This window comes from Accumulibacter sp. (assembly GCF_016789985.1).
Lineage (GTDB): Bacteria > Pseudomonadota > Gammaproteobacteria > Burkholderiales > Rhodocyclaceae > Accumulibacter.
Genome location: NZ_JAEUOL010000108.1, coordinates 1 through 7,842 on the forward strand (window position 1 = coordinate 1; position 7,842 = coordinate 7,842).

A 7,842-nucleotide genomic window follows, 5' to 3' on the forward strand; every position below is an offset into this window, starting at 1 on the left:
CTGACCGAGGGAATCCTGCCGATCTCCTGGGTTTACTACAGTCACGACCTGCACCATATCCGCGCCATCCATCACCGGTTCGGCAGCCAGTCGCTGAAGACTTTCCCGCAGATTTCACTGCTCGCCTTCACCATGAACATCCTGGCCGGGCGCTATCGCATGGTCAATCTGTTGAACTACATCGACTACGACAAGGCGCAGGCCGTGGAGACGATGAAGCGTGAACTGGGCTGGCAGTACTACGGCGGCAAGCACTACGAATCGATCTACACGCGCTGGTACCAGGGCTATTATCTGCCGAAGAAATTCGGCTTCGACAAGCGGCGTGCTCACCTCTCGGCGCTCGTCTGTGCGGGCCAGATCAGCCGCGAGCAGGGTCTTTCCGAGTTGCAACGCGATCCCTACGCCGACAACGATCTTGTTGCCGACACCGATTTCGTGGTCAAGAAGTTCGGGATCAGTCACGCGCAACTACAGCAACTGATCGATGCGCCGAACCGGAAACATACCGATTACCCGAATCGCAACTCGTTCATCGAGGGATCGTCCGGCCTGAGGGACCATGTGCGCAGGATGGCCAAGGCGGTCTGAATGAAGGCGCTCAACGTTCATGTCTACCCGTCTCCACTGACGCACGAAAGCCGCATTCTGCGCATTACCGATGCCCTGGCCAGGGCCGGCATCTTCCAGCGAATCGAGGTGGTCGGTGTCGCGCGCGACGATCTGCCGTCCCGTCAGCCTTTGGACGATACACGCGAACTGATACGCGTACCCCGTCGACTGATGCCCGCCCGCGAAGGGCTGGCAGGCAAGTTTCTGCGCACCGTCGAGTGGTCGCTGCGCGTTCTGGTCCGTTTGCGTGGTCGTCGGATCAATTGCATCAATGCGCACAGCCTGGCTGTCCTGCCGCTGTGCGTTGCTGCCAGTTGGCTGACCGGTGCGAAACTGGTATACGATACCCATGAGCTCGAAACGGAGACCAATGGCAGCAAAGGCATCCGACAAAAGCTTGGACGCCTGGTCGAACGGCTGTTGATAAGGTACTGCGACCGCGTTTTCGTGGTTGGTGACTCGATTGCCGACTGGTACGCCCGGGCCTACGGCATTGCGCGGCCGGTGGTCGTGCGCAACATTCCGCAATTCAGTGGGCCGGTGGAGCACGACTCCGCTCGCCTGCGTGATCGGTTGCGGCTAACGGGGAACGACATCGTCTTCATTTACCAGGGTGGCTTCCTTCCTGGGCGCGGCATCGAGCGGCTACTGCGGGTCTTTGCCAGCGATCGGCGGTTGCACCTCGTGTGCATGGGAAGTGGGCCCTTGCAGCAACTGATTGCCGACGCAGGTGAGGCGTCGTCGAACATTCACCTCATTCCACCGGTGGCGCCTGACGAAGTCCTGGCCTATACGCAGGCGGCCAATGTCGGGCTCTGCCTGACCGAGAATTCCTGCCTGTCGTACTACTATTCGTTGCCGAACAAGCTCTTCGAGTACCTCCATGCGGGCCTGCCAGTCATCGTGTCACCCCTTTTCGAGCAGGAAAAGCTGGTGCGCGAGTACGGCTGCGGGTGGGTCGCGCCCGACGACGACGCAGCTTTCCTGCACCTCCTGCAATCGATAGATCGGCTTGCCATCGCGCAACGTCGAACTGGCGTCGCTTCCGCTCGGGCCGGCTTGCGCTGGCAGGACGAAGAGCAACGCCTGATTGCCACCTACAAGGACTTCGTTGTTGTCTGACGCGGGGGCGATCTGGTATGTGCATCCCTACGCGGGAGGCCCTGGCGTCGGTCGTTATGATCGTCCGTATCATCTGGCAAGGCACTGGGCCAGGCTGGGGACGCCGAGCGTCATCCTCAGCCCCTCCTTTCATCATTTGCTCGATGTTCCGCGCAGGCCAGGCATCGAGGAAATGGAGGGGGTGCGCTACGAATTCCTGCGCAGTCCGCACTATGGCGGCAACGGGCTCGGACGGGTTGTCAACATGGCGGCGTTCACTGCGCAACTGGCGTACCATGGGACGGATCTCGCGCGGCAACACGGCCGGCCGGCGATGATCATCTCTTCCTCACCCCACCCCTATGCCTTCCTTGCGGTCCGCCATCTCGCGCGGCGTTTCAGTGCCCACAGCGTATTCGAGGTGCGGGACCTGTGGCCGCTGAGCCTGGTTGAACTGGCCGGAGTGCCTCCATCACACCCGATGGTACGGATGACTGGCTGGCTGGAGCGCTATGCTTACCGCCATGCCGATTCAGTCGTATCGCTCCTGCCCCTGGCCCGACAACACATGTTGCCCCTGGGCTTGGACGAGAGGCGCTGGCACTACATTCCCAATGGTGTTGAGCCACAGGGGTGGGACCTGCAAACCGGGATGGGAGATTGCGCCGCTCTGGCACGGTGTTGGCGGGAAGCCGGCCGTACCGTGGTGGTGTATGCTGGCGCACTGGGCCGGCCCAATCATGTCGAATCACTGGTGCGCGCAGTCGCGCTGCTCGATGCCGCGGGAGAGGTCGACGTCGGGGTGATCATCGTAGGGCGCGGCGACCTCCAGGTCGAACTGCGCGAACTCGTCGCCACCCTGGGTCTGGGCGGCAGGGTGGCGATCTTCGACCAGATTGCCAAGAGTGCAGTACAAGGTCTCTTGCGGGAGGCGAGCGCGGGCTACATTTCGCTCAGACCGGAGCCGCTCTTCCGCTTTGGTGTAAGTCCGAACAAGCTCTTCGATTACATGCTGGCGTCGTTGCCCGTGATCTTTGCGGTGCGTGCAGGCAACGACCCTGTGGTTGAGGCGGCTTGTGGTGTCTCCACCGATCCTGGCGATCCCCGGGCGATCGCCAGGGCGATCGCCTCCATCGCGGCCGAGTCTGAAGTCCGGCGCCGGGAAATGGGCGAGCGCGGCCGGACCTATGTCCTGGAGAGGCACGGTTACGACAAGCTGGCACAGGCTTACCTTGACTTGCTGGGGCCAGCATGAAGGTGGCAGTGAGCGGTGCCAGCGGGTATGTTGGACAGGCTTTGCTCATGCTCCTGGCCCGGCAAGGCGCGTCAACGCTTGCGCTGGCTCGCAGCAAGCCGTTGCTGCCTGCTTTGGACGGTGTGCGCTGGTTGCTCTGCGCGGACGGCGAGCCGTCCGCAAGTCAGCTCGTCGGCATCGATGCGGTGGTGCATCTGGCAGGCCGGGCCCATACCAGGGTTGCGTTCGCAAACGGCCGCGATCTGTTCGACGGGGCCAACCACCGTCTTGCCGTCCGGATGGCCTTGGCCGCGCAGCGGGCGGGTGTCGGACGTTTCGTTTTTGTCAGCACGCTCGGTGTTCATGGGAACTGGTCTGACAGCGCCGTGCGGGAGGATTCACCGATACGGGCGGAAACCCCTTACGCACGCTCCAAATGGGCTGCCGAACAGGCTCTGCTGCGGAGTTCCGAGGCTTCCGGCATGGACTTGTGCATCGTTCGACCGCCCATGGTTTATGGTCCGCGCTGCCCGGGGAATTTCACTCGCCTGCTCAAGCTGGTGAGAATGGCCTGCCCTCTGCCCTTCGCTTCGGTGAATGCACAGCGATCATTCGTTTACGTGGAGAACCTCGCCTCGTTCCTTGTCCATTGTGCGGAGCATGTTCGAGGGCGACAGACTTTCGTGATCGGCGATGGCTCGGACTGGGAGCTGCCGCAGCTCATCCGGACCATCGGCGCAGCCCTGGACGTACCCGTTCGCTTGTTTCCCTTCCCGCTGCCGGTGCTGCGGCTGGCCGCGCAGGCGGCAGGGCGTCAACGTGAGATCGACAGTCTGACGCGTTCGATGACGGTGGACTGGGCGCATGTCAGAAACGGCACTTCCTGGCGGCCACCGATTCCGGCAGTCGATGCCTTGCAAGCAGCCCTCAAGTCCGATGTCTTCTGAAGCGTCAGCGATTCGGAGGCGGTGGGGTCGGGCAGACTGGCTACGGGCGGCGTTCCTGATGGCCGGGCTGGTGTTTCTTTTTCTGTCCGCAACGTGGCCAGCACATGGCTTGGTGGCGGTAATCCTGGTTGTGCCGGCCGTATGGCGGAATAGGGCGCACCTTCTCGCGAGTCTGGCTCCAGCGATGGACATGCCGGCACCCCTGATCGGTGCTTTACTCGCGGTAGCGGTGGCGATCCCGTCTTGCTTCCTGTTGGCGCAACCAGTCCTTGACCTCGAGCAGAAGTCAGGCTGCCGCTTTGCCGTCGACGCTTGACAGGAAATGGTAGCCTATCGTCCGGACATTGACGGCTTGCGCGCGCTGGCAGTGCTGCCGGTGGTCCTGTTTCATGCCGGCGTCCCGGGTTTTGGCGGCGGCTTTACCGGCGTGGACATCTTTTTCGTGATCTCCGGCTATCTGCTTACCGGGATACTGCGGGGGGAACTGGCGCGCGGGCAGTTTAGCCTGGCGGGCTTTTACGTACGGCGGGCTCGCCGAATACTGCCCGCGCTTGCCACGGTTGTCCTTGTTTGTGCCGTGGTCGGGTTTTACCTGCTGGCACCCGATCATTATGCGCAATTCGGCCATGCCGTGCGTTCCGTCGCAACGATCACTGCCAACAATCATTTTTCCGCGATACAGGCGGACTACTGGAACCAGACCCTTCTGGCCGAGCAGCCCTTGCTGCATACGTGGTCCCTGGCCGTCGAAGAACAGTTTTACCTGGGACTACCCCTTATGCTCTGGAGCATGCATGCAATCTTCGCACGCGCTGGGCGCAGCCCTGATTCGTCGCTTACCCTGACGCTAGCGTCTCTTGGTGGCGTCGCGATTGCCTCGCTGGCCTGTGCCCAGTGGCTGTTGACGAGTGACCCCGGCGGTGCCTTCTTTCTCCTGCCGTCGCGGGCATGGGAACTGTTGGCCGGCTGCCTGCTCGCTGTCCATAGCGAGCATCAGCAAGTACTGACCAAGGGATTTCCAGGCCAAGGCATCGCGGGCGCAGCCGGGTTGGTCATGGTTGTTGTCGCCATCGTCCTTTTTGATGAGCAGATGACGTTTCCCGGGATTGCTGCCCTTGTTCCCTGCGTCGGAGCTGCGCTCATCATCTACGCTGGAATCCCGTCTGCTCAGCCAGCAAGCGCGGTATCGCGTCTGTTGGCCAGCCGTCCGTTGCTCCTTGTCGGGCTGATTTCCTATTCGCTTTACCTCTGGCATTGGCCCGTGCTGGTTTTCGCCCGTTCCCTGGGGTGGCAGGCATGGTCATTGCCGCCTCTTCCCATGATTGTCCAACTACTTGCCATGCTGCTTCTGGCGTGGACCTCATGGCGCTTTGTCGAGAAACCGTTCCGCCGGGGCAAAGATACGGCCGTGGCGCAGCGGAGGGTCCTTATCGTGGCGGTAGTGGTCCTTGGCGTCGGATGGGGTATCGGCAAACTGGCGATCATGATTGGCCGTCACAATGAGCCGCTTGCCCAGGTGCAACCTCCTGTCATGAAACGTTTGTCCGCCGAAATGGTGGCGACGCCCGGCGCCCGTTGCGAAGGCTCCAGCAGGACCAGTGCAATACGTCGGGATGGGGGAGGCTGTCTGCTCGGTGGTCGCGGTACGGATGCCCCGGCCTTCGCACTGGTCGGCGATTCGCACGCGCGGATGTACACCGAAGCAATCGAGGTCCTTGGCCGGGAAACCGGTCTGCCTGTACTGCTGCTGGCAAGGTCGAGCTGCGTGCCCGTTTTGGGACTGCGACCGCCCACGCGGCCCGAATGCACAGAACTCACGGAAGCTACGTTCGACTACCTTGTTCGGTCGCCGGTCAGGCACGTGGTTCTGGCGGGGTACTGGGTCGATATCGCGTCTGCCGGGAGGCGCGATGCTTTTGCATCCTTTCTCGATCGGACGGTGGGGGTGTTGATAGGCGCCGGGAAGCGCGTCTACCTGATGCAGGATGTTCCCGAACTTGCGGATGATCTGGTCGGGCAAAAAGCAGCGATCAAAAGCATTGGCGCGGGCGGTTCGGCAGTGTACGGGCCAACCCTTGCGGAGCACGAGACCGTTCAGGGGGCGGTGAACGAGGTGCTGCGGTCGGTCGCCCGCAAGTACGGGGCATTGCTGCTGGACCCGGCGGAAGTATTGTGCCGGAGTGCCGACGGCTGCATTGTCGCCGACCGGAACCGTACCCTCTATCGTGACAGGCATCACCTCACCGACGCGGCTGCGATCGAGCTGCGCAGTGTTTTCCGGCCCCTTGCCGACGAAGCCGCGAGGTAACGATAGACGACAGGCCGCGTCTTCGGACGCTCGGCAATCACGGGATCTCGGCGAGTGGATGCTTGCCTTCAGGCCTTGTTACCACAGGAGAGTGACCTGTGCAGAGCGGTCCGCAGTCTTCCATGGGTCGCCCAACTGTTGCCCTATCATGCCGCGACGCAGCGCACCCCGCTTTCGCTCAGCACATAACAGGCTCCGGTGGCAGGGCACTGCGCCTCACCCTCGCCGCTCAGTGGCAGATCGAGGCGCTCGCCATGCTGGCTGATCCAGCCAATCTGCCTGGCCGGTACCCCGGCCATCAACGCGTAGGCAGGCACATCGCGGTTGACCACCGCCCCGGCTGCCACGAAGGCAAATTCGCCTACGGTGACGCCGCAGACGATGGTGCAGTTGGCGCCGAGGGTGGCGCCGCGTCTGACCAGAGTGTCCCGATACTCATGTTTGCGCGACACATGGCTGCGCGGATTGTAGACATTGGTGAATACCATGCTCGGACCACAGAAGACGTCATCCTCGAGGGTTACGTTGTCGTACACCGAAACATTGTTCTGGATCTTGACGTTGTTGCCGATGATCACCTTGTTGCCGACAAAGACGTTTTGACCGAGCGAGCAGTCACTGCCGATGCATGCCTGAGCGCAAACATGCACCCACTGCCAGATGCGGGTGTTCTCGCCGATTGTGGCTCCATTGTCGATGATCGCCGTTGAATCTGCAGTGAAACGGTTCATGAAGGCCTCGGGTTCAGTAAAGGTTTTGGGAAACTTTTCTTGCCAGTGCGCAGGCGGTTGTCCATTTTCCGCCGAAAACGCTGAGCAGGGCGCCTTCTCGGTGCAGGGCGTACTCGCGGGTTGCCTGCGCGGGGTTGGCTGCCGAGTGCAGTAGCGGTCGGACCCCGGCAAAAACCCCGCATACCCGTCCAGCATCGTCGTCATGCGGGAAGTAATGCCGAATCACGGCCAGCAGATACTCCCGTTCGTTGTCCTCGCAGACCACTGGCGCTTCGAGTTCCTGGCGAACTTCGGTGGTGCCAACCAGGGTTCGGCCCTGCCATGGGAGAACGAAAACGATGCGCGGTTCGGCAGGAACCTCCAGCAGGTATGCTTGCGGGCAGGGACGATCGAGAACGAGGTGGCTGCCGCGCACGAGATCAAGGCGGTAGGGCGAGGCAATGCCGCTGTTGGCGAGCAGCCGTTCCGCCCAGGGGCCGCAGACGTTGATCAGCCGTTCATGCTGGCGCGCGCTACCGTCGGTGAAGCTGATGCGGCCGCTGCGATCCACCTTCAGCACCTCGCACCCTTCATGCAGGAGGGCACCGGCTTCCTGGGCCTGTCGCGCGACCCAGAGGCCCAGTGCCTGATCGTCCATCTGGCCGTCGAAAAAGCTGTAGCCGCCACGCAGTCCAGCGCTGCGCAATGCGGCGTCCTGTTCGCTGATCGGTGCTGCCGTATGCCAGCGTGCGGCCGGCAGTTGCGTCTTCCCGGCCAGCGAATCGTAGAGAAACAGTCCGGCGCGGATCAGCCAGCGTGAGCGGCGACCGCCGCGGTAAATGGGCATCAGCAGACGCAGGGGGCGGGTCAGCTCGGGGACACGTGCCAGCCAGTCATCACGTTCGCGCAGGGCTTCGCGGACGAGGCGAA

The 7,842-nt window shown here is 62.4% G+C and carries 6 protein-coding genes and 1 pseudogene; 5 read left to right on the top strand and 2 right to left on the bottom strand.

The genetic code is table 11. The features are described from left to right. The 5 genes and pseudogenes from JNK99_RS06400 to JNK99_RS06420 all read left to right on the top strand — a co-directional run. Positions 1–591: pseudogene (locus tag JNK99_RS06400) on the top strand (N-acetyl sugar amidotransferase); the annotation flags it as partial. Further along, a complete protein-coding gene (locus tag JNK99_RS06405; protein WP_291850298.1) occupies positions 592–1,734 on the top strand; it encodes a glycosyltransferase in 1,143 nt (380 codons plus the stop codon). Next, complete coding sequence (locus JNK99_RS06410; protein WP_291850301.1) at positions 1,727–2,968, top strand: glycosyltransferase family 4 protein; 1,242 nt, start codon at positions 1,727–1,729, stop codon at positions 2,966–2,968. Before JNK99_RS06405 ends, JNK99_RS06410 begins: the two co-directional genes overlap by 8 nt. Positions 2,969–3,015: 47 nt before the next feature. Next, complete coding sequence (locus JNK99_RS06415) at positions 3,016–3,894, top strand: NAD-dependent epimerase/dehydratase family protein (protein ID WP_291850312.1); 879 nt, start codon at positions 3,016–3,018, stop codon at positions 3,892–3,894. A 352-nt stretch (positions 3,895–4,246) separates the two neighbouring features. Next, positions 4,247–6,202: an acyltransferase family protein gene (locus JNK99_RS06420; protein WP_366518720.1), complete on the top strand. Its 1,956-nt coding sequence runs from the start codon at positions 4,247–4,249 to the stop codon at positions 6,200–6,202. A 146-nt stretch (positions 6,203–6,348) separates the two neighbouring features. On the opposite strand, the gene JNK99_RS06425 is transcribed toward JNK99_RS06420, so the two are convergent. After that, entirely contained in the window at positions 6,349–6,933 is a 585-nt protein-coding gene (locus JNK99_RS06425; RefSeq protein WP_291850306.1) for an acyltransferase, read from the bottom strand. Between the two features lie 13 nt (positions 6,934–6,946). Continuing rightward, a partial coding sequence (locus JNK99_RS06430) for an FAD-dependent oxidoreductase (protein ID WP_291850308.1) occupies positions 6,947–7,842 on the bottom strand: 896 nt, incomplete at its 5' end.

Bases quoted from the DNA above. Each gene is read 5' to 3' on its own strand.
- JNK99_RS06405 (WP_291850298.1), top strand. From the start codon at position 592: ATGAAGGCGCTCAACGTTCATGTCTACCCGTCTCCACTGACGCACGAA.
- JNK99_RS06415 (WP_291850312.1), top strand. From the start codon at position 3,016: ATGCTCCTGGCCCGGCAAGGCGCGTCAACGCTTGCGCTGGCTCGCAGC.
- JNK99_RS06425 (WP_291850306.1), bottom strand. From the start codon at position 6,933: ATGAACCGTTTCACTGCAGATTCAACGGCGATCATCGACAATGGAGCC.